The sequence below is a fragment of the Streptomyces sp. NBC_01190 genome (assembly GCF_045039895.1).
Lineage (GTDB): Bacteria > Actinomycetota > Actinomycetes > Streptomycetales > Streptomycetaceae > Actinacidiphila.
Map to the genome: position 1 here is coordinate 3227497 of NZ_CP108580.1, position 26178 is coordinate 3253674.

23 protein-coding genes and 1 pseudogene are annotated in these 26178 nt (G+C 72.1%); 9 read left to right on the plus strand and 15 right to left on the minus strand.

Features of this window, described 5'->3' with window-relative positions; all coding sequences use genetic code 11:
* Window positions 1–79: 79 nt before the first annotated feature.
* The 11 genes and pseudogenes from folK to dacB form a co-directional block, all read right to left on the minus strand.
* A complete protein-coding gene (gene folK / locus OG519_RS13405; protein WP_405582917.1) occupies window positions 80–688 on the minus strand; it encodes a 2-amino-4-hydroxy-6-hydroxymethyldihydropteridine diphosphokinase in 609 nt (202 codons plus the stop codon).
* Window positions 685–1044 carry a dihydroneopterin aldolase gene (folB, locus tag OG519_RS13410; protein ID WP_405582919.1) on the minus strand — a complete coding sequence of 120 codons (360 nt, stop codon included), beginning with the start codon at window positions 1042–1044 and terminating at the stop codon, window positions 685–687. The genes folK and folB overlap by 4 nt, the downstream gene beginning before the upstream one ends.
* Window positions 1045–1313: 269 nt before the next feature.
* Window positions 1314–1775, minus strand: a pseudogene (locus OG519_RS13415) (nuclear transport factor 2 family protein); the annotation flags it as partial.
* Window positions 1772–2644 carry a dihydropteroate synthase gene (gene folP / locus OG519_RS13420; protein ID WP_405582921.1) on the minus strand — a complete coding sequence of 291 codons (873 nt, stop codon included), beginning with the start codon at window positions 2642–2644 and terminating at the stop codon, window positions 1772–1774. The gene folP and the pseudogene OG519_RS13415, both read right to left, overlap by 4 nt.
* 16 nt (window positions 2645–2660) lie before the next feature.
* Window positions 2661–4556, minus strand: a complete 1896-nt coding sequence (locus OG519_RS13425; protein WP_405582923.1) for a phosphatidylglycerol lysyltransferase domain-containing protein — start codon at window positions 4554–4556, stop codon at window positions 2661–2663.
* Between the two features lie 258 nt (window positions 4557–4814).
* Window positions 4815–5423 carry a GTP cyclohydrolase I FolE gene (folE, locus tag OG519_RS13430; RefSeq protein ID WP_405582925.1) on the minus strand — a complete coding sequence of 203 codons (609 nt, stop codon included), beginning with the start codon at window positions 5421–5423 and terminating at the stop codon, window positions 4815–4817.
* A gap of 126 nt (window positions 5424–5549) precedes the next feature.
* The gene (ftsH, locus tag OG519_RS13435; protein WP_405582927.1) at window positions 5550–7598 is read right to left on the minus strand and encodes an ATP-dependent zinc metalloprotease FtsH; all 2049 of its coding nucleotides are present in this window, start codon (window positions 7596–7598) and stop codon (window positions 5550–5552) included.
* A 234-nt stretch (window positions 7599–7832) separates the two neighbouring features.
* On the minus strand, window positions 7833–8372 hold the full coding sequence (gene hpt / locus OG519_RS13440; protein WP_405592704.1) for a hypoxanthine phosphoribosyltransferase: 540 nt from the start codon (window positions 8370–8372) through the stop codon (window positions 7833–7835).
* Between the two features lie 43 nt (window positions 8373–8415).
* Window positions 8416–9411: a tRNA lysidine(34) synthetase TilS gene (gene tilS / locus OG519_RS13445; RefSeq protein ID WP_405582929.1), complete on the minus strand. Its 996-nt coding sequence runs from the start codon at window positions 9409–9411 to the stop codon at window positions 8416–8418.
* A gap of 460 nt (window positions 9412–9871) precedes the next feature.
* On the minus strand, window positions 9872–11047 hold the full coding sequence (locus OG519_RS13450; protein WP_405582931.1) for a zinc-dependent metalloprotease: 1176 nt from the start codon (window positions 11045–11047) through the stop codon (window positions 9872–9874).
* A 136-nt stretch (window positions 11048–11183) separates the two neighbouring features.
* Window positions 11184–12698 (minus strand): D-alanyl-D-alanine carboxypeptidase/D-alanyl-D-alanine-endopeptidase, encoded by a 1515-nt coding sequence (dacB, locus tag OG519_RS13455; protein ID WP_405582933.1) that lies wholly within the window; start codon window positions 12696–12698, stop codon window positions 11184–11186.
* Between the two features lie 42 nt (window positions 12699–12740).
* Here dacB and OG519_RS13460 point away from each other — a divergent pair, with 42 nt between their 5' ends.
* Window positions 12741–13235, plus strand: a complete 495-nt coding sequence (locus tag OG519_RS13460; RefSeq protein WP_405582935.1) for an inorganic diphosphatase — start codon at window positions 12741–12743, stop codon at window positions 13233–13235.
* A gap of 177 nt (window positions 13236–13412) precedes the next feature.
* Here OG519_RS13460 and OG519_RS13465 read toward each other — a convergent pair whose 3' ends face one another.
* Together OG519_RS13465 and OG519_RS13470 are read right to left on the minus strand one after the other, a co-directional pair.
* The gene (locus OG519_RS13465) at window positions 13413–14045 is read right to left on the minus strand and encodes a GNAT family N-acetyltransferase (protein ID WP_405582937.1); all 633 of its coding nucleotides are present in this window, start codon (window positions 14043–14045) and stop codon (window positions 13413–13415) included.
* A gap of 70 nt (window positions 14046–14115) precedes the next feature.
* Window positions 14116–15555, minus strand: coding sequence for an ABC transporter ATP-binding protein (locus OG519_RS13470; RefSeq protein WP_405582939.1), 1440 nt, complete (start codon window positions 15553–15555; stop codon window positions 14116–14118).
* A 314-nt stretch (window positions 15556–15869) separates the two neighbouring features.
* On the opposite strand from OG519_RS13470, the gene OG519_RS13475 reads away from it, so the two are divergent.
* The 8 genes from OG519_RS13475 (at window position 15870) to OG519_RS13510 (ending at window position 24711) form a co-directional block, all read left to right on the plus strand.
* Window positions 15870–16610 carry a DedA family protein gene (locus OG519_RS13475; protein WP_405582941.1) on the plus strand — a complete coding sequence of 247 codons (741 nt, stop codon included), beginning with the start codon at window positions 15870–15872 and terminating at the stop codon, window positions 16608–16610.
* Window positions 16611–16615: 5 nt separating this feature from the next.
* Window positions 16616–18244, plus strand: coding sequence for a threonine/serine exporter ThrE family protein (locus tag OG519_RS13480; RefSeq protein WP_405582943.1), 1629 nt, complete (start codon window positions 16616–16618; stop codon window positions 18242–18244).
* A 303-nt stretch (window positions 18245–18547) separates the two neighbouring features.
* Window positions 18548–19948 carry a glutamate decarboxylase gene (locus OG519_RS13485; protein WP_405582945.1) on the plus strand — a complete coding sequence of 467 codons (1401 nt, stop codon included), beginning with the start codon at window positions 18548–18550 and terminating at the stop codon, window positions 19946–19948.
* Window positions 19949–20064: 116 nt separating this feature from the next.
* Complete coding sequence (locus OG519_RS13490; protein ID WP_405582947.1) at window positions 20065–20280, plus strand: dodecin; 216 nt, start codon at window positions 20065–20067, stop codon at window positions 20278–20280.
* A gap of 343 nt (window positions 20281–20623) precedes the next feature.
* Window positions 20624–20830, plus strand: coding sequence for a hypothetical protein (locus OG519_RS13495; RefSeq protein WP_405582949.1), 207 nt, complete (start codon window positions 20624–20626; stop codon window positions 20828–20830).
* A complete protein-coding gene (locus tag OG519_RS13500) occupies window positions 20827–21921 on the plus strand; it encodes a rod shape-determining protein (RefSeq protein ID WP_405582951.1) in 1095 nt (364 codons plus the stop codon). Before OG519_RS13495 ends, OG519_RS13500 begins: the two co-directional genes overlap by 4 nt.
* 261 nt (window positions 21922–22182) lie before the next feature.
* On the plus strand, window positions 22183–23418 hold the full coding sequence (locus tag OG519_RS13505; RefSeq protein WP_405592706.1) for an APC family permease: 1236 nt from the start codon (window positions 22183–22185) through the stop codon (window positions 23416–23418).
* A gap of 237 nt (window positions 23419–23655) precedes the next feature.
* A complete protein-coding gene (locus tag OG519_RS13510) occupies window positions 23656–24711 on the plus strand; it encodes a DUF2786 domain-containing protein (RefSeq protein WP_405592708.1) in 1056 nt (351 codons plus the stop codon).
* A gap of 169 nt (window positions 24712–24880) precedes the next feature.
* Here OG519_RS13510 and OG519_RS13515 read toward each other — a convergent pair whose 3' ends face one another.
* Both OG519_RS13515 and OG519_RS13520 read right to left on the minus strand, forming a co-directional pair.
* Window positions 24881–25480: a hypothetical protein gene (locus tag OG519_RS13515; protein ID WP_405582953.1), complete on the minus strand. Its 600-nt coding sequence runs from the start codon at window positions 25478–25480 to the stop codon at window positions 24881–24883.
* A 19-nt stretch (window positions 25481–25499) separates the two neighbouring features.
* Window positions 25500–26060, minus strand: coding sequence for a hypothetical protein (locus OG519_RS13520; RefSeq protein WP_405582955.1), 561 nt, complete (start codon window positions 26058–26060; stop codon window positions 25500–25502).
* Between the last annotated feature and the right edge of the window lie 118 nt (window positions 26061–26178).

Sequence of the window (26178 nt, forward strand, 5' to 3'; positions counted from 1 at the left end):
TCCCCGCCTCCACCTTCTGTGCCCGCATCCGTGCCTGCCGTCGGGCCCGTCCTCGCCATATGTCGCTTGATGCCAACGTTTACTCCGGCAGCCGGAGTTCCAGGTCGGCCCGGCGCACCACGACCTGGTCGGCGACCGCGGCCAGCAGCTCCGCGACCGGGCCGTGGCCCGGCAGTTCGGCCGAGGGCTCGATGTCGTGCCACGGGACGAGGACGAAGGCGCGTTCGTGGGCCCGGGGGTGCGGCAGCGTGAGGACGGGGTCGTCCGAGCGCACCCCCTGGTAGGCGACGATGTCCACATCGACGGTGCGCGGGCCCCAGCGCTGATCGCGGACCCGGTGGAACGCCTCCTCGATCGCGTGGCCGCGCTCCAGCAGCCCGTCCGGCGGGAGGGTGGTGCGGACCAGGATCACGGCGTTGAGGTAGTTCGGCTGGCTGCCGGCCGGCACGCCCCAGGGTTCGGTCTCGTAGACCGGCGAGACCGCCTTCACCCGGACGCCGGGGGTGTCCTCCAGGGCGTCGACCGCGCTCTGCAGGATCTCAAGGCGGTTGCCGAGGTTGCCGCCGAGGGCGATCACCGCGGTCTTGGGGTTGCTCAGGGTGGTGTCGGCGGCGTCCACCCGGGCCACCACCGAGGCGGGTACCGGCTGCCTGGTGGGGTCGCCGGCCGGGCGGTCGTCGGTGGTCACGGCCGCCTCCGGGTGATGGTCACCGTCACGTCGTCGAAGGGCACGGTGATGGGCGCGTCCGGCTTGTGCACGGTCACCTCCACCTCTTCGACCAGTCGATGGCCGAGACAGGCGTCGGCGATCCGCTGCGCGAGTGTCTCGATCAGATCGACGGGGTCGCCCGCGACCACGGCCGCCACTTGTTCGGCCAGCTCACCGTAGTGCACCGTCCGGGTGAGGTCGTCACCGGCCGCCGCCGGCGCGGTGTCCAGGCCGAGCGACACATCGACGACGAAGGTCTGGCCGTCATCCCGTTCGTGCTGGAACACCCCGTGGTGGCCGCGGATACGCAGCCCACGCAGTGTGACCCGGTCCACCTGATTCACTCCTTCGTGTCCGGGCCCGGCCCCTTGGGCTCGTCAGGGCCGTCAGGGCCGTCAGGGCCGTCAGGGCCGTCAGGGCCGTCAGGGCCGTCATCGGGATCGTCCGGCCCGTCGGGCAGGTCGTCCGGGTCGTCGGGCCCGTCCAGATCCTCGATGTCGTCGAGTCCCTCAAGGCCCGCGAGACCGCCGGGCGCGTCCAGTTCGTCGAGCCCGCCGGAGCCGCCGCCCAGGCTGTCGAGGCCGCCCGGCGCGTCGTCGGGCGCGACGGTGTCCTCGTCGTCCTCGTCGTCCTCCTCGTCCGCGAGCACCGGCGAGCCGTGGTGGACCCACAGCCGCCAGCCGTCGGAGGTGCGGCGGAAGACGTTGGTGGCCACCACCAGCCCGCCGACCAGCGAGCCGGCCGAGCCGTCCTCCTCGGCGGGGCCGCCGGTCAGGATGTTCTCCGTACAGGTCACCAGGGCGGTGTCGCCGTCGACGGCGACCTCGACATCGGTGAGGAAGAACTGGATGTAGTCGGTGTTCGCCATGATCAGCGCGTACGAGCGCATCACCTCGCGGCGGCCGCGCAGCACCGGCCAGCCGGGGTGCACCACGGTGACCGACTCGGCGAGCGGCCCGTCGAGCACGACCGACTCCAGCGCGTCCAGGTCCGAGGTCTCCACCGCGTCGTAGAACGCCTGGTTGGCGCGCTCGGCGGCCCTGGCCTCGGCGGTGCGCGGCGTCATGCGGCGGCGCCGATCGCGCGGGCCACCCGTACGGCGTCGGCGCTCGCCCGCACCTCGTGCACCCGTACCGCCCAGGCGCCGTCCCTGGCGGCGATGGCGGTGACGGCGGCGGTGGCGGCGTCGCGCTCCCTGGCCGGTGGCGGATCACCGGCCTCGTCGGCGAGCACCCGGCCGAGGAACCGCTTGCGGGAGGCGGCCACCAGCAGCGGCCGGCCGAGGTCCTGGAGCCGGTCGAGATGGGCGAGCAGGGTCAGGTCGTGCCCGGCGGTCTTGGCGAAGCCGAGGCCCGGGTCGAGCACGATCCGCTCGGGGGCGACCCCGCCGGCCACCGCCCGGTCCAGCGCGGTCCGCAGTTCGCCGAGCACTTCGGCGAGCACGTCCTCGTAGACCGCCCGGTTGTTCATGTCGATGCTCTGGCCGCGCCAGTGCATGACGACGAAGGGCACCCCGGCGGCGGCGACCGCCGGGATCATCGCGGGGTCGGCGAGGCCGCCGCTGACGTCGTTGACCAGCCGGGCGCCGGCCGTGACGGCCTGCTCCGCGACCGAGGCCCGCATGGTGTCGACGCTGACCAGCACACCGGCCGCGACCAGGCCGCGCACCACCGGGAGCACCCGGCGCAGCTCCTCCGCCTCGCTCACCCGCTTGGCACCGGGCCGGGTCGACTCACCGCCGACGTCCACCAGGTCGGCGCCCTGCGCGACCAGGTCCAGGCCGTGTTTGACGGCCTGCTCGTGGTCGAACCAGCGCCCGCCGTCGGAGAACGAGTCAGGGGTGACGTTCACCACGCCCATGACCGCGCAGCGATCCCATTCCGGCAGGCCGCGCGGGCCGGTCCGGCCCTGTGACGTACTCGTCGACGTAACCATGGGCCCAGCCTACGGGTCAGGCGAGCGCGCTCCCCTTGCGCGGGTCCGGGGCGGCGGCCCCGCGGGTGAGCTCGGCGTTCGCGTAACAGGCCTTCTGGTGGCCGAGCCGTCCGGCGCGTCCCGGCAGGAAGCGCTGGAGCGCGGCGGGCAGCGGCAGTGAAAGGGTGACGAAGCCTTCGGCCTGCATGATCGCGAAGCCGATCCGGGGCAGGTCGCGCGAGTTGGGGAAGACCAGGAAGCGCGGCACCCACTCGGGCTGGAACTTGGCGTTGAACTTGTAGAGCGACTCGATCTGGAACCAGCGGGAGAGGAACACCAGCAGCCCGCGCCAGCCGCGCAGCACCGGTCCGGCGCCGATCCGCTCACCGCGGGCCAGCGCCGAGCGGAACATCGCGAAGTTCAGCGAGACCCGCTTGACGCCGAGGTCCGGCGCCTGCCGGAGGGCGGCCACGATCAGCAGCTCGTTGAGGCCGGGGTCGGCGGCGCGGTCGCGGCGCATCAGTTCGAGCGACATGCCGTCCGCGCCCCAGGGCACGAAGTGCAGCACGGCCCGCAGATCGCCCAGCTCGGGGTGCGGATCGCCGTCCTCGCGGTCCTTGTGGGCGGTGACGACCACGCAGTCCCCGTCGGCCTCCTCGCCGAAGCGGCCGAGGGCCATCGAGAAGCCGCGCTCGGTGTCGGTGCCGCGCCAGGCGTCGGCGGCCAGCCGTACCCGCTGCTTGTCGAGGTCGGACAGCTCGCGCACCCGGCGCACCCGGCAGACGTATCCGGCCCGGTCGATGCGCTTGACCATCTGCCGCACATTGCGCATGGCGCGGCCTTCGAGGGTGAAGCCGGCGGTGTCCACGATCGCCTCGTCGCCGAGTTCCAGGGCGTCCAGGCCGGTCTCGCGGGTCCACACCTCGCCGCCGGTCTCGCTGCATCCGACGACGGCGGGCAGCCAGGCGTGCGCCCGGGACAGCGCCATGAAGCGGTCGATGGCGCCGGGCCACGCCTCCACGTCGCCGATCGGGTCACCGCTGGCGAGCGCCACGCCGGAGACCACCCGGTAGCAGACGGCGGCCTTGCCGCTGGCCGAGAAGACCACCGACTTGTCCCGGCGCAGCGCGAAGTGGCCGAGCGAGTCACGGGCGCCGTGCCGGGCCAGCAGGCCGCGCAGCCGGTCCTCGTCGTCGGCGCTGAGTTCGGCGACCGGGCGGGCCGGGCGGAGCACCAGATAGACGGTGGAGCAGGCGATGAGCAGGCCGAGGCCGCCGAGCGAGTAGCTGACCACGTCGCCGACCCGGTCGCTGGTGTAGTGCACCGGGCCGCTGAAGCCGAAGAGGCCCTCGATCACGTGCAGGCACCGGTCGGTGAAGCCCGGGTTGCCGGTCTCGGCCGCCGGGTGGGCGCTGGTGATCACCAGGCCGAGGGCGAAGGCGACGCCGCTCAGCCCGAAGAAGTTGGCCGCGGCCCGCCAGCGGGTGCGCGGGTCGGAGAGCGCGGTGAACTCACCGCGGTGCCGGATCAGCAGGGCGAGCAGCCCGAGCGAGACGGCCACGCCGAAGACGGAGTGCCGGTAGACGAGCTGGGTGGCCGCGCCGACGGGCATCAGCACCACCGCCGCCCACCAGGCACGCTGCTTGCCGCGCTTGAGGCCGTGCGCGAGCATCAGCAGCAGGATGCCGGTGACCACCGAGGTGGCGGCGGCCAGCGAGCTGACGGTGCCGGGGAAGACCGCGGCCATGTGGTGCATCCGGCCGTTGCGGAACGCCGGGAACACCGCCGAGACCACATCGAGCAGTCCGATCACCGCGGTGGCGGAGCCCATGATCTTCGGTACGGCCTTGGGGCGGGGCCATCGCCGTCGCCGGGCCGGCTCGCCGGGTCCTTGGACCCGTGCTGGGCTCTCGCCCGCTGCTTGTGCTGACATGGGTCACCAAACCCCGACTTCACCGGGCCGCGGGACTCGGACCCGCTACCAACTCCGGTACGAATATATGCGCCCCCTGTAGGACGAGATCCGGGGCTCGGGGGTTCCCTCCCGTCCCGGATATCGCGCGCGAGACGGAAAGGTACACGGCCACGGGGAGTCTTACGAGTTGGCGCGATCCCGGCTGGTAGGGGGCCCGGCCGTTACAGGGCCCGGCTGCCGCCCGGCTGGTGACGGACCCGGCAGCAGGGGCCGGGGTCAGCCGCGGCCGATGATCAGGCTCATCGCCTCGGCGCGGGTGGTCGGATTGCGGAGCTGGCCGCGGACCGCCGAGGTGATCGTCTTGGCGCCGGGCTTGCGCACCCCGCGCATCGTCATGCACATGTGCTCGCACTCGACCACCACGATCACCCCGCGCGGCTCCAGGATGCGCATCAGGGCGTCGGCGATCTGCGTGGTCATCCGCTCCTGCACCTGGGGGCGCCGGGCGTAGACGTCCACCAGCCGGGCCAGCTTGGACAGGCCGGTGATCTTGCCGCTGCTCGCCGGGATGTAGCCGACGTGGGCCACCCCGACGAAGGGCACCAGGTGGTGCTCGCAGGACGACATCACCTCGATGTCCTTCACCAGCACCATCTCGTCGTGCCCGATGTCGAAGGTGGTGGTCAGCACGTCTTCCGGCTCCTGCCGCAGCCCGCTGAATATCTCCCGGTAGGCGCGGGCCACCCGGGCCGGCGTCTCGCGCAGTCCCTCGCGGTCCGGGTCCTCGCCGACCGCGATCAGCAGCTCCCGGATCGCGGACTCGGCCCGCTTCTCGTCGAACTCGCCAATCGTGCCCTCGCCGTCGAGCGTCACGGGATCCGTCATGAAGAGTGCCTCGCTCCTTGTGCGTACTCGATTGCCGGGCGTCCGTGTCCCCTGGGCCCCCGCACAGCACCGCGGCCCCAAGGGTAGAACCCCTGGGGCCGCACTGCGCATTCCGGGACGTACCGGTCAGCTCTCCGGGTGCTCCTCCGGATGGTCCACCGGCTCGGTGACGGGCTTGGTGGTGGACACCGGCGAGATCCCGTTGCCGTTGGTGGTCTGGGAGCCGTTGGTCAGCGCCAGCTCACGCGGCGAGAGCACCGGCGGCCGGGTGGACGGACTGCGCCGGGCGGAGCCGGTCCAGGCCGGGCGCGGCGGACGCTTCACGATCGGGGCGAAGACCTCAGCGATCTCCTCCTTGTTCAGCGTCTCCCGCTCCAGCAGGGCCAGCACCAGGTTGTCCAGCACATCCCGGTTCTCGACCAGGATCTCCCAGGCCTCGTTGTGCGCGGTCTCGATGAGCTTCTTGACCTCTTCGTCGACCAGCCCGGCGACCTCTTCCGAGTAGTCGCGCTGGTGACCCATCTCACGGCCCAGGAACGGCTCGGCGTTCTCCGAACCGAACTTGATGGCGCCGAGCCGCTCGGTCATGCCGTACTGCGTGACCATGGCGCGAGCGGTGGCGGTGGCCTTCTCGATGTCGTTCGAGGCGCCGGTGGTCGGGTCGTGGAAGACGAGTTCCTCCGCGGCCCGGCCGCCCATCATGTACGCGAGCTGGTCCAGCATCTCGTTGCGCGTGGTGGAGTACTTGTCCTCGTCGGGCAGCACCATGGTGTAACCCAGGGCGCGGCCACGGGACAGGATCGTCACCTTGTGCACCGGGTCGGAGTTGGGGGAAGCCGCCGCGACCAGGGCGTGTCCGCCCTCGTGGTACGCGGTGATCTTCTTCTCCTTGTCCGACATGATCCGGGTGCGCTTCTGCGGACCGGCCACCACGCGGTCGATGGCCTCGTCGAGCGCGTTGTTGTCGATGACCTTCTTGTCGCCGCGGGCGGTCAGCAGCGCCGCCTCGTTGAGTACGTTGCTCAGGTCGGCGCCGGTGAAGCCGGGGGTGCGGCGGGCGACGGCCATCAGGTCGACGTCCGGTGCGACCGGCTTGCCCTTCTGGTGCACCTTGAGGATCTCCAGGCGGCCCATCAGGTCCGGCGGGTCGACCGCGATCTGGCGGTCGAAGCGGCCGGGACGCAGCAGCGCCGGGTCGAGGATGTCCGGCCGGTTGGTGGCGGCGATGAGGATCACGCCGCCCTTCACGTCGAAGCCGTCCATCTCGACGAGGAGCTGGTTGAGCGTCTGCTCGCGCTCGTCGTGCCCGCCCCCGAGGCCCGCGCCGCGGTGCCGGCCGACGGCGTCGATCTCGTCGACGAAGACGATCGCCGGGGCGTTCGCCTTGGCCTGCTCGAAGAGGTCACGGACCCGGGAGGCACCGACACCGACGAACATCTCGACGAAGTCGGAACCCGAGATCGAGTAGAACGGCACCCCGGCCTCACCCGCGACCGCGCGGGCGAGCAGCGTCTTACCGGTACCCGGGCGGCCGTAGAGCAGCACGCCCTTGGGGATCTTGGCGCCGACGGCCTGGAACTTGGCCGGTTCCTGGAGGAACTCCTTGATCTCCTGGAGCTCTTCCACCGCCTCGTCACAGCCGGCCACGTCGGCGAACGTGGTCTTGGGGGTGTCCTTGGTGATCAGCTTGGCCTTGGACTTCCCGAACTGCATGACGCGCGAACCGCCGCCCTGCATCTGGTTCATCAGGAAGAGGAAGACCAGCACGATCAGGACGAACGGCAGCAGCGACAGCAGGATGCCGACGAAGGCGTTCTGCTTGGACTGCGAGACCGTGTACTTGTCCGGGAGCTGAACGCCGCGGACCTTGCCGTCCACGATGTTCTGCAGGTTGTTGGCGATGGCAGCGCCCTGGTTGCCGATGTAGCTGGCCCGGACCTTGCTGCTGCCCTCGATCTTGACGCCGCTCTTGAGCTGGACCTTGATGGAGTTGTCGTCTCCGGTCGTGAGCTCGGCGGACTTGGCCTGGTTGGTGTTGACCGCGTGCAGTACCGCGCCGGTGTCCACCGTCTTGAAGCCGCCGCCGGACCCGACGACCTGCATCAGCACGACCACGGCGAGGACAGCCAGCACGATCCACATCACTGGCCCACGGAAATAGCGCTTCACGTCCATCCATGCGGGGCGAACACGCCCCGTCCCTCCTGCCACAGTGAGGCACCGGCGCCTGTTGGCGCCGTGTGCATCCGGTGTTGTATTGATCCGACCTTCGGACGGTACCCCAGCATTGTCACCCGAGGTTGCCGCCGACCGTTAACAATCCCGCTTTCCCCTGCTCCAACGGCGGGAAACCGGTCGGGGTTCCCGTCGCCCCGCGGCCGATCCGCGCGATGGGCGGCTGGCCGGATCTCAGCCTCCGTACACATGCGGGGCCAGGGTGCCGACGAAGGGCAGATTGCGGTACTTCTCGGCGTAGTCCAGGCCGTAGCCCACCACGAACTCATTGGGGATCTCGAAGCCGGTGTACTTCACATCGATCTTGACCTTGGCCGCCTCGGGCTTGCGCAGCAGCGTGCACACCTCCAGGGAGGCGGGCCCGCGCGAGCCGAGATTGCTGATCAGCCAGGAGAGGGTCAGACCGGAGTCGATGATGTCCTCGACGATCAGTACGTCCCGGTCGGCGATGTCGGTGTCCAGGTCCTTGAGGATGCGGACCACGCCGGAGGACTTGGTGCCGGCGCCGTACGACGACACCGCCATCCAGTCCATGGTGACCTCGCTGGACAGGGCGCGCGCCAGGTCGGCCATCACCATGACGGCGCCCTTGAGCACACCCACGATCAGCAGGTCCTTGCCCGCGTAGTCCCGGTCGATCTCGGCGGCGAGCTCGATGAGCTTCGCGTCGATCTCTGCCTTGGAGATGAGCACCTTTTCCAGATCGGCGCCCATGTCGGTCTCGTTCACTGCGCGGTACGTCCTCAGGTGGTCGGCTCTACGACGGCGAGAAGAACAGTCTGCCATTCACCCTGAGCACGGCTACGCCGCCCGGTAGGTTCAGTGCTTTCTGCCCGTGCCAGTCGGTGACGAGCCGGTCCACCTCCTCGATGTGCCGGGCGAAGAGGAAGCCCGGTGGTGAGCCCGCCGCGATGGCGGCCCGCCGGAGCACCCGCCGGCGGACGGCCGGGGGCAGCTCGTACAGGCGCGGGACGTCGAGGCTGCCGTCCTCGCCGGCCGCCTCGCCCTCGGCGTCGGCCGCCCACTGGTCGAGCGCGTCGGCGTCGTCCCTGGAGAGCTGGGCGGTCCTGGCCAGCGCCTCGATCACGCCCTTGCCGAGGGATTTCTCCAGCACCGGCAGCGCTTCGTGTCTGACCCGGGAGCGGGTGTAGGCCGGGTCGGCGTTGTGCGGGTCCTCCCAGACCGTGATGCCCTGGGCGAGGCAGCCCTGGCGTACGGTGTCGCGGTCGAGCAGCAGGAAGGGCCGGCGGTAGCGGCCGTTGGTCCCGGAGACCGCGGCCATCCCGGAGAGCGAGCGGGTGCCGGAGCCGCGGGCGAGGCCGAGCAGCACCGTTTCGGCCTGGTCGTCGCGGGTATGTCCGAGCAGCACGGAGACGGCGCCGTGGCGGTCGGCGACGGCGTCGAGCGCGGCGTATCGCGCGTCGCGGGCGGCGGCTTCCGGTCCGCCCTGGCGGCCGACGGTGATGCCGACCGCCTCCACCGGGTTGAGGCCGAGGCCGCGCAGGCGCTCGGCGACCTCGACGGCGCGCACGGCCGAGCCGTCCTGGAGGCCGTGGTCGACGGTGACGGCGCCGGCCCGCACGCCGACTCTGGGGGCCTCGAAGGCCAGGGCGGCGGCGAGCGCCATGGAGTCGGCACCGCCGCTCGAAGCGGCGAGCACGAGAGGTCGCGGGTCGGGAGTCGCGGTGAGCACGTCGTGCAGGACGCGGCGGACCGCCAGGCGTATCGCCGCGACCGTGGGGTGGGGTCCCATGTCCGGTTCCCTCCGGGGGAGCTTAAGAGAGGCGAGAGAGGCGAGAGAGGTGCGAGGGGCGTGAGGGGTGCGATGGGGATGAGAGGCGTGGAAGGCAAGAGGGTCGTGAGGCGCTTGAGGCGCGTCGGGGAGGTCGTGAGCGGCCGTGTGGGTGACGTCGGGTGAGCACGCGCGGGGCAGTGAAGATGACGCAGGGTATTCAGATGGTGACAGAAGACCGGGCATAACCCGAGCATCGCACGCGGTACCCCACGCCAACGGTCCCTCGGACGGGTGAACCGGTTGTCACACAGTCGCTTTCGGTGGCCCCCACTGCCGTCACCGCGACCCGCCACCCGCCGCCGTGACCCGCCACCCCGACCCAGCGCCGCGACCCCGACCCGCCGCCGCGACCCGCCGCGCACCGCCGGCCCCGCCGAGGGCCTCCAGAAGTCCCCGGCGAGGTGGCGGCGCCACGTGGCTACTCGGCTGCCTCGCCCTTGCTGTGCACCCTCGCCACCCACTCCGCCGGCTTGGCGATCTCCGTCTTGGTCGGCAGCGTGTTCGGGGAGGTCCAGACCCGGTTGAAGCCGTCCATGCCGACCTCGTCCACCACCGCGCGGACGAAGCGCTCACCGTCGCGGTACTGCCGCAGCTTCGCGTCCAGGCCGAGCAGCTTGCGCAGCGCCTGGTCGAGGCGGCCGGCGCCGCTGGCCCGGCGCTGGCTGAACTTCTCCCGGATCTCCGCGACGCTCGGCACGACCTGCGGCCCCACCCCGTCCATCACGTAGTCCGCGTGGCCTTCGAGCAGCGACATCACCGCGGTCATCCGGCCGAGGATCTCCCGCTGGGTGGGCGTCTGCACCAGGTCCACCAGGCTGCGGCCCTCGCTGTCCGACGCCTCGTCGGCGTTCGGACCCCCGGCGCCGGAGCCGGTGAAGGACTGCACGGCCTGCCGTACCCGCTCGATCACCGTCGACGGGTCGAGTTCGGTCTCGCCGAGGAACGACTGGATCTCGCCCTCGATGTGGTCGCGCAGCCACGGCACGGCGGAGAACTGGGTGCGGTGGGTCTCCTCGTGCAGGCACACCCAGAGCCGGAAGTCGTGCGGGTCGACGTCGAGTTCCCGCTCCACGTGCACGATGTTGGGCGCCACCAGCAGCAGCCGGCCCGCCTTCGCCTCCCCCGGGCCCGGCTTCACCGGCCCGGCGGGCAGCTCCCTGGTCGGCGGCGCGAACGTCTCGTACTGCCCGAGCACCCGCGAGGACAGGAAGCTCAGCAGCATCCCGACCTCGACCCCGGTCACCTTGCCGCCGACGGTGCCGAGCACCAGGCCGCCGGCCCCGCCGGGCCGCCGGGCCTGCATCTTCCCCAGCAGCGGCTTCATCACCTCGCGGAATCCGGCCACATTCGCCTTCACCCACCCGGGCCGGTCCACGATCAGCACCGGGGTGCCGTGCGGTGGAGGTTCGGCGTCCCCGAACATCCTGGTGTACGCGCGGACGTGCGCCTCCGACTCCCGGGCGTGCTCCCGCAGCTCGGCCACGATCGCCCGCGCCTCGTCGCGGCTCACCTCCGGACCCGGCCGGGTCAGCCGCTGTGCGGTCGCCACGGCGAGGTTCCAGTCGACCATCTCGCTTCCACCGATGCTCGTCATGTCTTCACGGTACGTTGCCGGTCACCCTTTGGGGGTTGCACCCGCGTCATCGGGCCGCCGGATCGGGGTTTTTCCGGGGGCGGTCACGGGCCGGCCGCGAGCGGTGCCGGGCCGTCAGGGAGCGGTCCCGGGCCGGTCAGGGTCCGGCGAGCGCCGCCGCCAGACGGTCCAGGGCCGCTTGGGCGCCGGCCGGGTCCGGGGCGCGCTGGGTCATGAAGGAGAAGGCGAGCAGTCGCCCGGCCGGCGTGACGGTGAGGCCGGCGATGGTGTTGGTGCCGGTGAGGGTGCCGGTCTTGGCGTGGACGAGACCCGCGCCGGGCGAGGCGTGGAAACGGGCGGTGAGGGTGCCGGTGAAGGCCGCGATCGGCAGCCCCGTGACGATCGCGCGCAGCTCGGGCTGGGCCGGGGAGGCGGCCAGGGCGAGCAGGTCCGCCTCGGTGACCGGGGCGAGCCGGTCGGCGTGGTCGAGGCCGCTGCCGTCGGTGAAGACCGCGCCGGTGAGCGGGATGCCGTCCCGGGCCAGCACGGCGGCGATCGCCTTGGCGCCCCCGGCGAAATCGGCGGGCAGACCGCGCGCCCGGGCGGTCTGGCGGGCCAGCGCCTCGGCGAAGTCGTTGTCGCTGTTGGTCAGCATCGTCTCGACCAGGTCAGACAGCGGCGCGGAGCCGTGCACGGCCAGCCGCGTACCGCCCGCGCCCGAGCCGGGCCCGGGGCGGCCCTTGACGGTGACGCCGCGCACCGCGAGCCGCTCGGCGAAGGTCGCCGCGGCCGCCTCCGCCGGGTCCTGCGCGCGGGGCGCCGGGCCGCTGGCGGTGTGGTCCAGCCGGCCTTCGCGCACCATCAGCGCCGTCACCGGGGCGAGGTTGTCGTTGACCCCGATCGGGTGGAGCGCGGGGCCGGCGAACCACGAGGTGTCGTACGCGAGGGTGACCGTGGTCGTACCGGCGGCGGTGAGGGCCTTGGCGGTGTCGTCGGCGAGGCCGTCGAGGCCCTCGGAGCCGAGGCTGGGGTCGCCGCCGCCGACCAGCACGATCCGCCCCGGGGCGGTGCTGACGACGGTGGTGCTGAAGCGGTGGCCGGCCCCGAGGGTGCTCAGCGCGGCGGCGGCGGTGGCGAGCTTGGTGGTGGACGCCGGGGTGGAGGCGGCGGTGGCCCGGTGGTCGTAGAGCAGCGTGCCGGTGGCGACGTCGACGACCGCGCCGGTACGGAAGGGGCCGAGGGCGGAGGCGGCCATCAGCGGGCCGAGCCGGGCGGCGAGGCTCTTGGCCTCGCCGGCGGCGGCCGCTGCGGCGGGGGCCGTGGCCGGGCCGGTGGCCCGGGTGGCGGGGGCGGTCCGGCCGCCGGACGGCGCGGCCGCCGTGGTGCCCGCGCCGAGCCGCACGGGGATCAGCACGGGCGGGGCCGACGGCGGGGGCGCCGCTACCCGGCGTACCGGTACCGGGTGCGCGATCCGGTCAAGTCGCTGGTCCCTGGCGCCGGCGAAGGACCGTTCGGCCGTACGCTGACCCGAATCCCACGGGCCCGCCGCGGCCACCACCCCGGCGGACACCGCCAGACCCAAAGCGGCGGATCCCGCCACGACCTGCCATGTCCTGCCGAGCGGCACCGACGACCAGCCCCTTTCGCGACCACCCATATGCGTGGGGGACACTTAACCACCCGCACTGTGCGCTGATCATGGAGGAGTAGGGCCTTGGAGTTCGACGTCACGATCGAGATCCCGAAGGGTTCCCGGAACAAGTACGAGGTGGACCACGAGACCGGTCGTATCCGCCTGGACCGCCGGCTCTTCACCTCGACCAGCTACCCGGCGGATTACGGCTTCGTCGAGAACACCCTCGGCGAGGACGGCGACCCGCTGGACGCGCTGGTCATCCTGGACGAGCCGACGTTCCCCGGCTGCCTCATCACCTGCCGGGCGATCGGCATGTTCCGCATGACCGACGAGGCCGGCGGCGACGACAAGGTGCTGTGCGTGCCGGCGTCCGACCCCCGCGTCGAGCACCTTCGCGACATCCACCACGTCAGCGAGTTCGACCGGCTGGAGATCCAGCACTTCTTCGAGGTCTACAAGGACCTGGAGCCCGGCAAGTCCGTCGAGGGCGCCGACTGGGTCGGCCGCGCCGAGGCCGAGGCGGAGATCGAGGAGTCCTTCCGCCGCCTCAAGGAACACGGCGGCGCTCACTGACCCCCACCGCGTAACGAAGGGCGGCCGGCCCCCCGCCGGCCGCCCTTCGCCGTCCCCGCCCCGCCCCGTCCTGCCTACGCGGCCCGCGTATCAAAGCTGACAGCCGACCCACCCGTCGGACTGAGATGAACGTCCACCCCCACCGACAGCGTGGCCGCGAGCCATCGCCCCGCGGGGTCAGTGAAGCAGGTGGGCTCCGGGGTTCAGGTCCCAGCTTTTCGGGCGGGGGAGGGATTGCCATTCGGGGCGGAGGAGGGACCAGACGGCGACGTCGTGGCGGGTTCCCCGGTGGAGGCAGGCCGAGCGGCGGATGCCCTCCTGGGTGAAGCCCGACTTCGCCAGGGTGGCCAGGGCGGGCGCGTTGGTGGTGTGGGTGACGGCTTCGAGCCGGTGCATGGGGAGTTCGCCGAAGGCCATGTCGACCAGGGCGTCCACCGCGCCGGCACCGTGGCCGCGGCCTCGGTGCCGCGGGTCGAGCAGCAGCACGATCTCGGCCGTGCCGTCCACGATGTCCTGGTCCACCAGCGCGATGTGGCCGACGGGTGTCCCGTCCGGCAGCAGGACGAGGAAGTCGTCACGTTCGTGGTCGGCGACATCCCGCTCGACACGGTCACGGAGCCGTGACAGCGGCTGCGGCCAGATGCCGATCTCGAACCCGGCGACCGGATCGGACCGCCACGTGTGCAGCAGCTCCGCGTCGTCCACGTCGAGGGCGGACAAGCCGACCCCGCTGCCCCGCCAGTGCACCTCCCGGTCCGGCTCCGTCGTCGACTCGTCATCGTCCAGGTGCGCAGCAGCGTTGTCGGCCATGACCGGGACCCTAGGGCGCGAGCCGGCCGCGGCTCCACGCAATTACCGCCCGCGCCCTCGTACCCGGGGGTTACTCCAGGCGTTGCTGGTGGGGTGGGACCGGGCAGATGCGGTTGCCGGACTGGTCGAAGACGTAGAGGTGGGCGAGGTCGACGAGGAGGGGGACGCGGTCGCCGCGGCGGACGCGGATGTCGGGGCCGGTGCGGACGACGAGGTCGCCGGTTTGCTGGTCGGGGCCGCCGATCGGGCGGTCGAGCACCTCGACGGGCGGAGCCGAGCCGACGCGGCGGGTCCGGTCCGGCTTGGCCGGGGTCGCCGCCCCGTCAGCAGGGGCGCCGGGGGCGCCGGGTTCCGAGCGGTCCCGTTCCATCACCGACGCCTGGATGCGCCGGGCCGCCTTCTGGGCGAGCTTGCCGAGCCCGTTGCCGCCGGCCGCCGCGCGCCGGTTGCCGGCCCGGCTCCCGGTGCCGTCGATCGGACGCGGCGATTCCAGCTCGGGCACATACGCCGGCCGGGACCCGGTGTTGAGATGGACCAGACACTCATGGCCCTGGTACTCCACGTGCTCGACGATCCCGCTGAGCACCACCTCCCCGGGCCGGGCCTGGCTCGGCTGGGCGATCCGTACCGCCTCCGAGCGCAGCCCGACGATGATCCGCCGCCCCTGCTGGATCCGCAGCATCTGGTGGTCGTAGCTGAGCGGATCGGAGAGGCCGAGCCGCTGCCGGCCGAAGTCGATCCACATCCCGCCGGTCAGCGGGGCGATCACGGTGGCCTGGAGCAGATTGATCCGCGGCGTGCCGACGAAGGCCGCCACGAACACGTTCGCCGGCAGGTGGTACGCCTCGCGCGGCGTGCTGAGCTGCTGGAGCACCCCGCTGCGCATGATCGCCACCCGGTCGCCGAGCGACATCGCCTCGGCCTGGTCGTGGGTGACGTAGACCGTGGTGACGCCCATCCCGTGGGTGAGCCGGGCGATCTCAGTGCGCAGATGGGCGCGGAGCTTGGCGTCGAGGTTGGAGAGCGGCTCGTCCATCAGGAAGACCGAGGGGTGCCGGGAGATCGCCCGGCCCATGGCGACGCGCTGCCGCTCACCGCCGGAGAGCTGCCCGGGGTAGCGGTCCAGGATCTCCTCGATGCCGAGGATCCGGGCGGTCTCGTCCACCCGGGGCCCGGGCTCCGCGCCGGGCATCTCGAAGCGCAGCGGGAAGCCGATGTTCTCCCGGCTGGTCATGCTCGGATAGAGGGCGAAGTTCTGGAAGACCATCGCCATCTTGCGGTCGCCGGGCGCCAGGTCGTTGGAGTACTCGCCGTCGAGCAGCAGTTCGCCGGTGGTGATGTCCTCAAGGCCGGCGATCATCCGCAGCACGGTGGATTTGCCGCAGCCCGACGGGCCCAGCAGGACCAGGAACTCCCCCGGTGCGATATCGAGCGAGAACCTGTCCACGGCCGGCGTCGGCTGCTTCGGGTAGTACTTGGAGACTTCATGCAGGGTGATGGCGCGTGTCATAACGGGAGCCGCCAGGGTGGTCGGACGCGGTGACGGGGCACGTGGGGGGCTGGGTGCTGCTGGTACGCGAGGTGCGGGGTGCCGCGGGCGGTACGGGTAGCGCTGAAGGTACGAGGGTGACGCAAGGTGCTGGCCTTACTGGTGGTGCCTGAATTTCCGGTGGTGCGTGACATGCCAGACGTGCTGGATTTCCTCTGGTTACCGCTGGTCCGGGCAAACTTGCAGTGGTACGCGCATGACGCTGCCGAGAAGGTAGTGCACGATCGACGGCCAGCGGAACGTTTGTGTCAACACAGGATTGATACTTTTGGACCGTGAACACCATCGCGCTGGGCCCGAGCTGGCTCGACCCAAACCACCTCATCAGCACATACGGCCTGTGGGGTGTACTGCTGATCGTGTTCGCCGAGTCCGGTCTGCTGATCGGTTTCTTTCTGCCCGGCGACTCCCTGCTCTTCACCACCGGCCTGCTCGTCGCCTCCGGCACCCTGCACAAGCCGCTGGCCCTGGTGGCCGCGCTGATCGCGGTGGCGGCGGTGGCCGGCGAGCAGGTGGGCTACCTCTTCGGGCGCAAGGTGGGCCCCTCGCTCTTCAGCCGCCCCGACTCCCGCCTGTTCAAGATGGAGAACATCGAGAAGGCGCACGGCTTCTTCGAGCATCACGGCCCGAAGGCCATCGTGATGGCCTGCTTCGTGCCGGTCGTCCGGACCTTCACCCCGATCGTCGCGGGAGTGAGCCGGATGAACTACCGCACCTTCCTCACCTTCAACCTCATCGGCGGCACGATGTGGGGCGCCGGCGTCACCCTGCTCGGCTACTGGCTCGGCCAGATCAGCTTCGTCAGCAAGAACATCGAGGCGATCCTGGTGCTGGTGGTACTGGTCTCGGTGGTGCCGCTCGGCATCGAGTACCTGCGGTCGAAGGGCAAGGCGAAGAAGGCGGCGGTCGGCGGCCCCGCCGAGGGCGCCGGATCCCTGTCCGGTTACGCCGAGGGCTCCGCCGAGCCGCCGGTCGCGGCGGCCCGGGGCGGCCGGCACCGGGCGCAGAAGCGCTGAATGTCTTGAGCGGCACGGAAACGGGGGCAAGCTCAGGGGCGGCGGCACAGCCGCCCGGCAGCGGTTACGGCTACGGCGGCGCCGCGGGGCCGGTGCCCGGTCACACCCCCGGTCCCGCCTCGGGCCCCACCTCCACCCCCGTTCCCGTCCCCGTCCCGGACGGCACCACCGCCCCCGGCGGCCCGTTCACCCCGCCGGACGGCATCCCGGTGGTGGTCCTGCCGCCCGACGACGCCGGGTGGCAGGACCGGATGAGGGCCATGATCCGGCTGCCCGCCACCGAACGGCCGGTCCCCCGCGTCCCCCTGGAGCGCGCCGAGGCCGCGCACACCGTCCCCGTCCCGAGGATCCTCGACCTGACGCTGCGGATCGGCGAACTGCTGCTGTCCGGCGGCGAGGGCGCCGAGGACGTGGAGGCGGCGATGTTCGGCGTCTCGTACGCCTACGGGCTGGCGCGCGTCGAACCCGCCGTCACCTTCACCCTGATCGGCATCTCGTACCAGCCCTCGCTCACCGAGCCGCCGCTGGCCATGAGCCGTACGGTCCGGCGGCGCGGCACCGACTACACCCGGCTGGCGGCGGTCTTCGCGCTGGTCGGCGCGATCACCGCGCACGAGGTGACGCTGGAGGACGCCTACCGGCGGCTCGCCGGCATCCGCCGCAACCGGCACCCGTACAGCAGTTGGGCGCTGACCGGCGCGGCCGGGCTGCTGGCGGGCGCGGCGAGCATCCTGGTCGGCGGTGGTCCGACCGTCTTCGTGGCGGCGGCGCTGGCCGCGATGCTCGGCGACCGGCTGGCCTGGCTGCTGGCCGGGCGCGGGCTGCCGGAGTTCTACCAGTTCGCCGCGGCGGCGATGCCGGCCGCCGCGATGGGCGTGGTGATCGACCGCTACGGGCACTGGATACCGGGCGGCGGGGCCGTACAGTCCTCCGCGGTGATCACCGGTGGGCTGTTCGCGCTGCTGCCCGGGCGGGCGCTGGTCGCCGCCGTCCAGGACGGCCTGACCGGCTTCTACATCACCGCCTCGGCCCGGCTCCTCGAAGTGATGTACCTGATCGTCGGCATCGTCGTCGGCGTGACGCTGATCCTGTACGCCGGGGTGTCGCTCGGCGCCGACCTCGACCCGGACCAGGCGCCGCGGGCCTACGACCACCCCTGGGTGCAGTTGGTCGCCGCGATGGTGCTGACGCTGGCGTTCGCGGTACTGCTCCAGTGCGAGCGGCACGTACTGCCGCTGGTCACCCTCAACGGCGGGGTCGCCTGGACGGTCTTCGGCGTGCTGCACCAGCGGGCCGGCGGCAACCAGGTGGCCGCCACCGCCGCCGCGGCCGGCCTGGTCGGCCTCTTCGGCCAGCTCATGGCCCGCTATCGGTACGTCTCCGTGCTGCCGTACGTGACCGCCGCGATCGGCCCGCTGCTGCCGGGTTCCGCCACCTACTTCGGGCTGCTGGCGCTCACCCAGCACCACACCGACCAGGGGTTCACCCAGCTCACCAAGGCCGCCGCGCTGGCCCTGGCGATAGCGATCGGCGTCAATCTGGGCCATGAGATCGTCCGGCTGACGCTCAAGGCGCCCGGTGGTGCCCGGCCGCGCAAGGCGCGCGGGGCGGCGAAGCGGACCCGCGGGTTCTGAGCCCGGTGGCGGGCCCGCGCGTCCGGCAGGACCGTGCTCGGTCCGGTAGGACGCGCCGGGCGGGGAAGGCTGAGCCCCGAACGGCAACGCAACCGAGCGGCCCGCGGCCCGCGGCCCGCCACGACGGCCCGTACGACAGCCCGCAGCACCGCCCGCACGACGGCCTGCGCAGCGACCCGGCCGACGACCTGCGAGCCGGGCGAGATGACCGTATTGTCGCGATTGTCACGTACGACGCGTGAGGCCCACCGCGGTCACCAAGGGCGTACGGCTCGGTTCACCACCACCGTCCGGAGGACCCGTATGTCCCTGCACAAAGGCTCCGGCTCCCGTCGCGAGGTGTCCGTCAACCCGTTCTTCGACGGCGCCGACCCGCTGGGCGGCATGGCCACCGCCCCGCCCAAGCACGAGCTGGCCGAGCGGCCGATGATGCCGGCCGCGGCGTACCAGCTCGTCCACGACGAGCTGCTCCTCGACGGCAACGCCCGGCTCAACCTCGCCACCTTCGTCACCACCTGGATGGAGCCGGAGGCCGGCCGGCTGATGACCGAGTGCGCCGACAAGAACATCATCGACAAGGACGAGTACCCGCGTACCGCCGAACTCGAGCGGCGCTGCGTCTCGATCCTCTCCCACCTGTGGAACGCCCCCGACCCGGACGCGACCGTCGGCTGCTCCACCACCGGCTCCTCCGAGGCGTGCATGCTGGCCGGCATGGCGCTGAAGCGGCGCTGGGCCAAGCGGACCCCGGGCTATCCGGCGACCGCCCGGCCCAATCTGGTGATGGGCGCCAACGTCCAGGTGTGCTGGGAGAAGTTCTGCGCCTACTGGGAGGTGGAGGCGCGGCTGGTGCCGGTGAGCGGCGACCGCCTGCACCTGGACGCCGAGAGCGCGCTGGCCCACTGCGACGAGCACACCATCGGCGTCGTCGCGGTCCTCGGCTCCACCTACGACGGGTCGTACGAGCCGGTCGCCGAGATCTGCGCGGCGCTCGACGCGTACGAGGAGCGGACCGGTACGCACATCCCGGTGCATGTGGACGGTGCCTCCGGCGCCATGATCGCGCCCTTCCTCGACCCGGACCTGGTCTGGGACTTCCGGCTGCCGAGGGTCGCCTCGATCAACACCTCGGGCCACAAGTACGGGCTGGTCTACCCGGGCGTCGGCTGGGCGCTGTGGCGGGACGCCGAGGCGCTGCCGGAGGAGCTGGTCTTCCGGGTCAACTACCTCGGCGGCGAGATGCCGACCTTCGCGCTCAACTTCTCCCGGCCCGGCGCCCAAGTGGTCGCGCAGTACTACACGTTCCTGCGGCTGGGCCGGGAAGGCTACCGGGCGGTGCAGCAGAACGGGCGCGAGGTGGCGATGTCGCTCGCCTCCCGGCTGGCGGAGATGGCCGACTTCCAACTGGTCAGCAAGGGCGATCAGTTGCCGGTCTTCGCCTTCAACACGACGCCGGACGTGACGCGGTACGACGTCTTCGACCTGTCCCGGCGGCTGCGGGAGCGCGGTTGGCTGGTGCCGGCGTACACCTACCCGGCCGACCGCAAGGACCTGGCGGTGCTGCGGGTGGTGTGCCGCAACGGGTTCTCCGAGGACCTGGCCGATCTGCTGATCGAGGACGTGAACCGGCTGCTGCCCGAACTGCGGCGGCAGCAGGGGCCGATGAACATGCCGGAGAGCAGGGCGACGGCGTTCCACCACTGATTCCGGCGAGCCGGGGAAGCAGCCCTGGGGGTCCACCCGCTGAGTTCCCGTAGTTCCCGTTCATTCCGTTCATTCCGTTCATTCCGTTGGTTTTGTCCACCGAAAGGGAGAGCACCATGGCCGAGCACACCTACCGCGTCACCGAGATCGTCGGCACCTCGAAGGAGGGCGTGGACGCCGCTGTCCGCAACGGCATCGAGCGGGCCGGCAAGACGCTGCGGGACCTGGACTGGTTCGAGGTCACGGAGATCCGGGGCCACATCGTGGACGGGGCGGTGGACCACTACCAGGTGGGGCTGAAGGTCGGGTTCCGGCTGGAGGAGGTTCAGTAGGCCCGAGGCGTGGCCCCTGGCGGGGCGGGGGCTGCGGCGGGCTGGCGCGGGCAGGGGCTGCGAGCGCGGGTGCGGCAGCGGCAGCGGCAGCGGCAGCGGCAGCGGCAGCGGCAGCGGCAGCCCCTGATACCGCCACGGCCGGAGATCGGCACGCCGGGCTCGCCCATCAGGGGGGGATTTGGGGGGTGAGGGTAGCCCGGTCGGGTTAAGTGCGGTCGCGCGATCCGACAATGCGTCAAATCCTTTTGTCATGAAGGCGGGCATTCGCCGGACTCGTCTCCTCCAGTCCGCTCTGCTCGACAGCCCGCGTTTGGACGCCGACCGCATTCCCGGGAGCCCCGCCATGGACCAGCAGGAACCGCCCGCCTCGCAGCCCCCGCGCCCCGGGTCCAAGCCGCCGGGGCCGACCGGGCCGCAGCCCACGGGTCCCTCCCCCGCCGACACTCCGCCGCCGGCCGGGCAGCCGGCCCGCCGGGACGTCCCGGCCGTCCCGGCCGTCACCGCGGCGCTCCGCGGCACCCGCCCGGCTTCCGCGGGCGGTGCGCTGTGACGGCGAACCCCTCCTACCTCACCTTCGACGACCACGTCCCGCTCTCGCCGACCCTGGTCCAGCTCCGCCGCTGCTCGGTCGCGGTCGACATCGGCGCGTCCCGTACCCGGGTGCATCTGCGCGGCAGCGGACTGGTCGCCGACGAGCCGAGCGTGGCGGCCGTCGACATCCGTACCGGCGCGCTGATCGCCGTCGGCGCCCGCGCCGAGATGATGGAGGGCCGCACCCCGGCCCACATCCGGGTGGTACGCCCGGTGGCCGGCGGCGCGGTGGTCGACGTCTCCATGGCCCAGCGGATGCTGCGGCACATCCTGCGGCAGAAGCTGGGCCGCCGCTGGCTGCGGATGTCGGTGTTCCGCGGGATGCCGGTGATCCGGGCGGCGGTGTGCACACCGCACGGCAGCGAGCCGGTGGCCCGGCGGGCGGCGGTCGAGACGCTCTACGGGCTCGGCGCGCGCCGGGTCGAGCTGGTGGACACGCTGATCGCGGCGGCGGTCGGCTGCGGGCTTCCGGTGGAGCAGCCCGAGGCCACCATGATCGTGGTGTGCGGGGCCGGTACGACCCAGGTGGCGGTGCTCGCCCTCGGCTCGATCGTGTCGGCGGAGACGGTGCCGGTCGGCGGGGACGCGATCGACCGGGCGGTGATCGAACATCTGCGCAGCCGGCATGAGTTGATGCTGCCGCGGCGGGCGGTGCGGCCGCTGCACCAGATGCTCGGCGCGCCCGCCACGGGCGGCACCGAGACCACGGAGGTGCACGGCCGCGATGTGCTGAGCGGCATGGGGCGTTCGGTGCTGGTCTCGACGGAGGGGGTGCGGCACGCGATGCGCACGCCGCTCACGTCGGTGCTGGACGCGATCACCAATGTGCTCCGCGACTGCCCTCCGGACCTGGTGGCCGACCTCGCCGACCGCGGCATCATGCTGGCCGGCGGCAGCGCGAAGATGCCCGGCCTCGATCTGATGCTCCGCCGGGCCACCCGCATGCCGGTCCACATCGCCCCCGACCCCGACACGGTCGCCGTCCGCGGCCTGGGCGCGATGATCGAGGGCAAGGTCCGCCCGATGCCGCTCTCCCCTCTGACCCCGTAGAGCACCCCGCGGCCCTTACGGCCCCGTCCGTTACGGATCGGCCCGTCCCATCAGGCCCGTCGTGGCCGAGCGCGCAGTTCCGCCCCCGGAGCTTCCCCTGGGGGTGCCCCACCGCGTCGCCTCCCTCCGCCGCCTCCCTCACCCACCGAGATCCGAAGGACACGCCCTGACCCCCGCGGCCGGCCCCCGCCCGGCCGTCGAAGAAAAGCCGCCCGCATCGCCCCCCGTCCCGTCACCTGGGCATGGCATCATGCGCGCGTGATGAACGGGATACCGCTGGCGCGGCGGCTGGGTGTCACGGACGCCGTGGTGGTGGGGCTCGGGGCCATGCTCGGCGCCGGCGTCTTCGCGGCGTTCGGGCCCGCCGCCCGGGCGGCCGGCAGTGGGCTGCTCGCCGCGCTCGGGCTGGCCGCCGCCGTCGCGTACTGCAACGCCACCTCCTCCGCACGGCTCGCCGCCCGGTACCCGCGGTCCGGCGGCACCTATGTGTACGGGCGGGAGCGGCTCGGCCCGTTCTGGGGCTACCTCGCGGGGTGGAGCTTCGTCGCGGGAAAGAGCGCCTCGTGCGCGGCGATGGCGCTCACCGTGGGGCAGTACGTGTGGCCGGGCGAGCGGCGGGCCGTCGCGGTCGCCGCCGTCGTCGCGCTGACCGCAGTCAACTGCCTCGGCCTGCGGAAGGCCACCTGGCTGACCCGGCTGATCGTCGCGGTGACGCTGGCCGTACTGGTGGCGGCCGTCACCGTATGCCTGTCCTCGGAACACGCCGAGGCGGCTCGGCTCGGCTGGGCCGCCGGTGGCCGCCCCACCTCCGCCCGGGGCCTGCTCCAGGCCGCGGGCCTGCTCTTCTTCGCCTTCGCCGGCTACGCGCGGATCGCCACGCTCGGCGAGGAGGTCAAAGACCCGGCCCGGACCATCCCGCGGGCGATCCCGACCGCACTCGGCATCACCCTGGCGGTGTACGCGGCCGTCGCCGTCGCCCTGCTCGCCGTCCTCGGCCCCGACCGGCTCGCCGCCGCCCCGGCACCGGTCGCGGACGCGGTACGGGCGGCGGGGGCGTCGGCCCTGGCCCCGGCGGTCCGGGCCGGTGCGGCGGTCGCCGCCCTCGGCGCCCTGCTCGCGCTGATCCTCGGGGTCTCCAGGACGGTACTGGCGATGGCGCGGGACCGGCACTTTCCCGGCGTCCTCGCGGAGGTCCGCGGCGGGACGCCCGTACGGGCCGAACTCGCCGTCGGCGCGGTGGTGCTGCTGCTGACCCTGACGACCGACCTGCGGGGGGCCATCGGCTTCTCGTCTTTCGGCGTGCTGCTCTATTACGCCGTGGCCAACGCGAGCGCGCTGCGTCTCACCCGAGCTGAGGGCCGGCCCCCGCGGGCGGTGCCCCTGGCCGGGCTGGCCGGCTGCGCCGTGCTCCTCACCAGCCTCCCGTGGGGTTCCCTGGTGGCGGGCGCCGCCGTCGTGGCAGTCGGGGCCGCACTCTTCTTTTGGACCCGGCGGTAGGGGCGGGGTGCGTCGGGCCGTCTTCGGGGTGCGGACCATGGCCGGTTGCGCGCGCGGTTCCGCCCCCAGAGCTTCGCCTGGGGGTACTCCCGCTCCACCTTTCGCCGCCGCGGCAGTAGGCGGCGCCCTACAGGGGCGCGAGGAACCGCGCGCTCAGCCACGGTGAGAGCCGCGCCCCGGGGACGGGGGAAGCCCTGCGGCGGGGGGCGGCGGGACCAGGCGACAGCATCGCTCACAATTGGAGCCGTGGAAGAATTCGACGCCGCGTTCGCGCGGGCCGTGGCCGCGGGTGGGGCGGAGGGCGAGGTGGACGCCGCCGCGTCCACGCTGGCGGCCGGGGGAGAAGGGTGGGCCGCCGTCGCGGGCCAAGCGGCCGCCCGGTTGGAAAGGGAATGCCGAGCCCGCGGCTGGGACCCCCCGGACCTCCTCCGGATGGTCGACCGCGAACTCACCCCGCGCCACCGCAAAGCCGCGGAAGCCCTGGCGGAAGGCGCCGCCGCCCTGACCGCCTTCGCCACGCGAGAACGCCTCGGCCGCTTCTCCGCGGCCACCCTCACCGTAGAAACCCTCTGCCTCTACGGCCGCCTCCCCCGCATCACCCCGCTCGTCCCCCCGAAGCACGCCCCCGCCCCCGCCGGCGAAAGCAAAATGCTCGGCCGGATCCGCGCGCTGCTCGCCAAGGCCGAGTCCACCGGCTTCCCGGAGGAGGCCGAGGCGCTCTCGGCGAAGGCCCAGCACCTGATGGCCCGGCACAGCATCGACGCGGCGCTGCTCGGCGCGAGCGGCGAAGGCGCCGCCGACCGCCCCGGCGCCCGCCGCCTCGGCGTGGACCGCCCCTACGAAGGCGCCAAAGCGCTGCTCCTCGACGCCGTCGCCGCCGCGAACCGCTGCGAGGCCGTATGGTCCGCCGACTTCGGCTTCTCCACCGTCGTCGGCCACGTCGCCGACCTCGACGCCGTCGAACTCCTCTACACCTCACTCCTCGTCCAGGCCGACCGCGCCCTGCACCGCGGCGCCTCTCGCTCCCGCGACTTCCGCGAGTCCTTTCTCATCGCGTACGCCTCCCGTATCCGCGAACGCCTCACCGCCGCGAGCGCCGAGGAGGCCGCCGCGCACACCGCCCCCGACCTGCTCCCCGCCCTCGCCTCCCGAGACCTCGCGGTCCACGACGAGACCCGCCGCCTCTTCCCGACCACCACCACCTCCCGCCTCAAGGGCCGCGACCCCGAAGGCTGGACCCACGGCCACACCGCCGCCGACTCCGCCACCCTCCCCACCCACTCCCGGCCCTAGCCGGGGTCTGTCGTTCGGACCTTCGCGGCGTCGCCTCCCGCCAGGACTTCGTCCGGGATGCCGCCCGGCCTGGCGGCCCGGGTGTACCCCCACCGCGTCGCCTCCCTCCTCCGCCTCCTTCACCCACCAAGATCCGAACGAGGGGAAGCGGCCCGACGGGGAATGTGACTCAGAGTTTGATGAGGTTGCTGAAGCGGATCTCGTGGAGGATCGCGGGGTTTTCCTGGGGGCGGCCGTTTTCGACGATGTAATAGCCCTGACCGGGGTGATCGTTGAGCCAGTCCATCACGTTGTGGACGGTCGCTTTTCCATCCCGCAGGCCAGCCCAGGAGTAAGTGCCCGTGTGGATGCCGTGCTTTTTGGCGGTGAGGCCGTCGCGGATCTGGTCGGCCGGGTGGTACGAATGGCCCGCGATCTCACCGGTCTCCAGTTCCAGCACCTCGTTCTTGCCGGCCCCGGCCGACCGTACCCGGACTTTTCTGATGACGGACGCCAGCGCCAGCCCATAGGCGATCGCGAGGGCCGCGTCCTCCAGGGTGTGTTCGGCGTTGGTGAGGAATCCCGGGTTGTAGAGGATCTCCAGAGTTCCGTTCTGCTGCGGGACGTGGAAGTGCCGGACGACCGGGTCCTGTTGGTGGAAGATCCGGTTGTGCGGAGCCGACAGGTACTGCACGTCCTCGATGACCAGTTGGACGATCTCCCCCTGTGCGAGTCGTACATTGACCCGGTAGAGCCCGTGCGCGGTTGTGGTGCCGGGATGTTGAGCCATGACAGATCCCCCCTGTCGTTCAGCCAATGGTGTGGTGAAAGTTCACCGCCACGGCCTGCTTGCCGTTCGACTTGACGGCCACGTAGTACGTGCCGGGCGCCATGGTCCGGAAGTCGAAACGCCAGGCCGCTTCGGCCGCGTCGTATTCGTCGAAGATGAGTTCCAGGTCGTTCTCGTCGGCGATGGCGTAATGCCGGGCGACCGCCCGCCGCGCGTAGGAGAGGACGGCCGGGCGCTGGGCCGAGGCCGTTTCCGTCGAGGTCGAGGCGGGGGTTGTGGTGGCCGGCGGGGACGGATCCGCGGCCATGGGCGCGGTGGCGGCGTCCCTTCCCGCCGCTTTCGCGCGCTTGGCCTTCATCCGCCGTACCTGGCCCCAGGCTTGGCGGCCGACGATGAAAAGTGATGCCGCCTCACTCAACTCGCCGAGCGCGTGGGCCGCGTGATGTCCGAAGGAATGCGGGTCGTGGTCCGTGCCATCCGCGTCGTGCGCGTGACCCGTGTGCGGATGGTGATCGCTGAGGAGCGCGAGATCCTCGGGATTCGCGGTCCGGAGCAGCTCCTTGAGAAGTTCGGACGCCATGGCAACCTCCTGCGCCGGTTGGTCTCCAGGGTGTACGGGGAACGCGCGGGAGTGCGGCGGGGAGGAGAATCCTGCCTCGATGTCAGATATCTTCGGCTTCCTCCGCCTACTTGCCGCT

Bases quoted from the DNA above. Each gene is read 5' to 3' on its own strand.
- folP (WP_405582921.1), bottom strand. From the start codon at position 2,644: ATGGTTACGTCGACGAGTACGTCACAGGGCCGGACCGGCCCGCGCGGC.
- OG519_RS13425 (WP_405582923.1), bottom strand. From the start codon at position 4,556: ATGTCAGCACAAGCAGCGGGCGAGAGCCCAGCACGGGTCCAAGGACCC.
- folE (WP_405582925.1), bottom strand. From the start codon at position 5,423: ATGACGGATCCCGTGACGCTCGACGGCGAGGGCACGATTGGCGAGTTC.
- ftsH (WP_405582927.1), bottom strand. From the start codon at position 7,598: ATGGACGTGAAGCGCTATTTCCGTGGGCCAGTGATGTGGATCGTGCTG.
- hpt (WP_405592704.1), bottom strand. From the start codon at position 8,372: ATGGGCGCCGATCTGGAAAAGGTGCTCATCTCCAAGGCAGAGATCGAC.
- tilS (WP_405582929.1), bottom strand. From the start codon at position 9,411: ATGGGACCCCACCCCACGGTCGCGGCGATACGCCTGGCGGTCCGCCGC.
- OG519_RS13450 (WP_405582931.1), bottom strand. From the start codon at position 11,047: ATGACGAGCATCGGTGGAAGCGAGATGGTCGACTGGAACCTCGCCGTG.
- OG519_RS13465 (WP_405582937.1), bottom strand. From the start codon at position 14,045: ATGGCCGACAACGCTGCTGCGCACCTGGACGATGACGAGTCGACGACG.
- OG519_RS13470 (WP_405582939.1), bottom strand. From the start codon at position 15,555: ATGACACGCGCCATCACCCTGCATGAAGTCTCCAAGTACTACCCGAAG.
- OG519_RS13485 (WP_405582945.1), top strand. From the start codon at position 18,548: ATGTCCCTGCACAAAGGCTCCGGCTCCCGTCGCGAGGTGTCCGTCAAC.
- OG519_RS13490 (WP_405582947.1), top strand. From the start codon at position 20,065: ATGGCCGAGCACACCTACCGCGTCACCGAGATCGTCGGCACCTCGAAG.
- OG519_RS13495 (WP_405582949.1), top strand. From the start codon at position 20,624: ATGGACCAGCAGGAACCGCCCGCCTCGCAGCCCCCGCGCCCCGGGTCC.
- OG519_RS13505 (WP_405592706.1), top strand. From the start codon at position 22,183: ATGAACGGGATACCGCTGGCGCGGCGGCTGGGTGTCACGGACGCCGTG.
- OG519_RS13515 (WP_405582953.1), bottom strand. From the start codon at position 25,480: ATGGCTCAACATCCCGGCACCACAACCGCGCACGGGCTCTACCGGGTC.
- OG519_RS13520 (WP_405582955.1), bottom strand. From the start codon at position 26,060: ATGGCGTCCGAACTTCTCAAGGAGCTGCTCCGGACCGCGAATCCCGAG.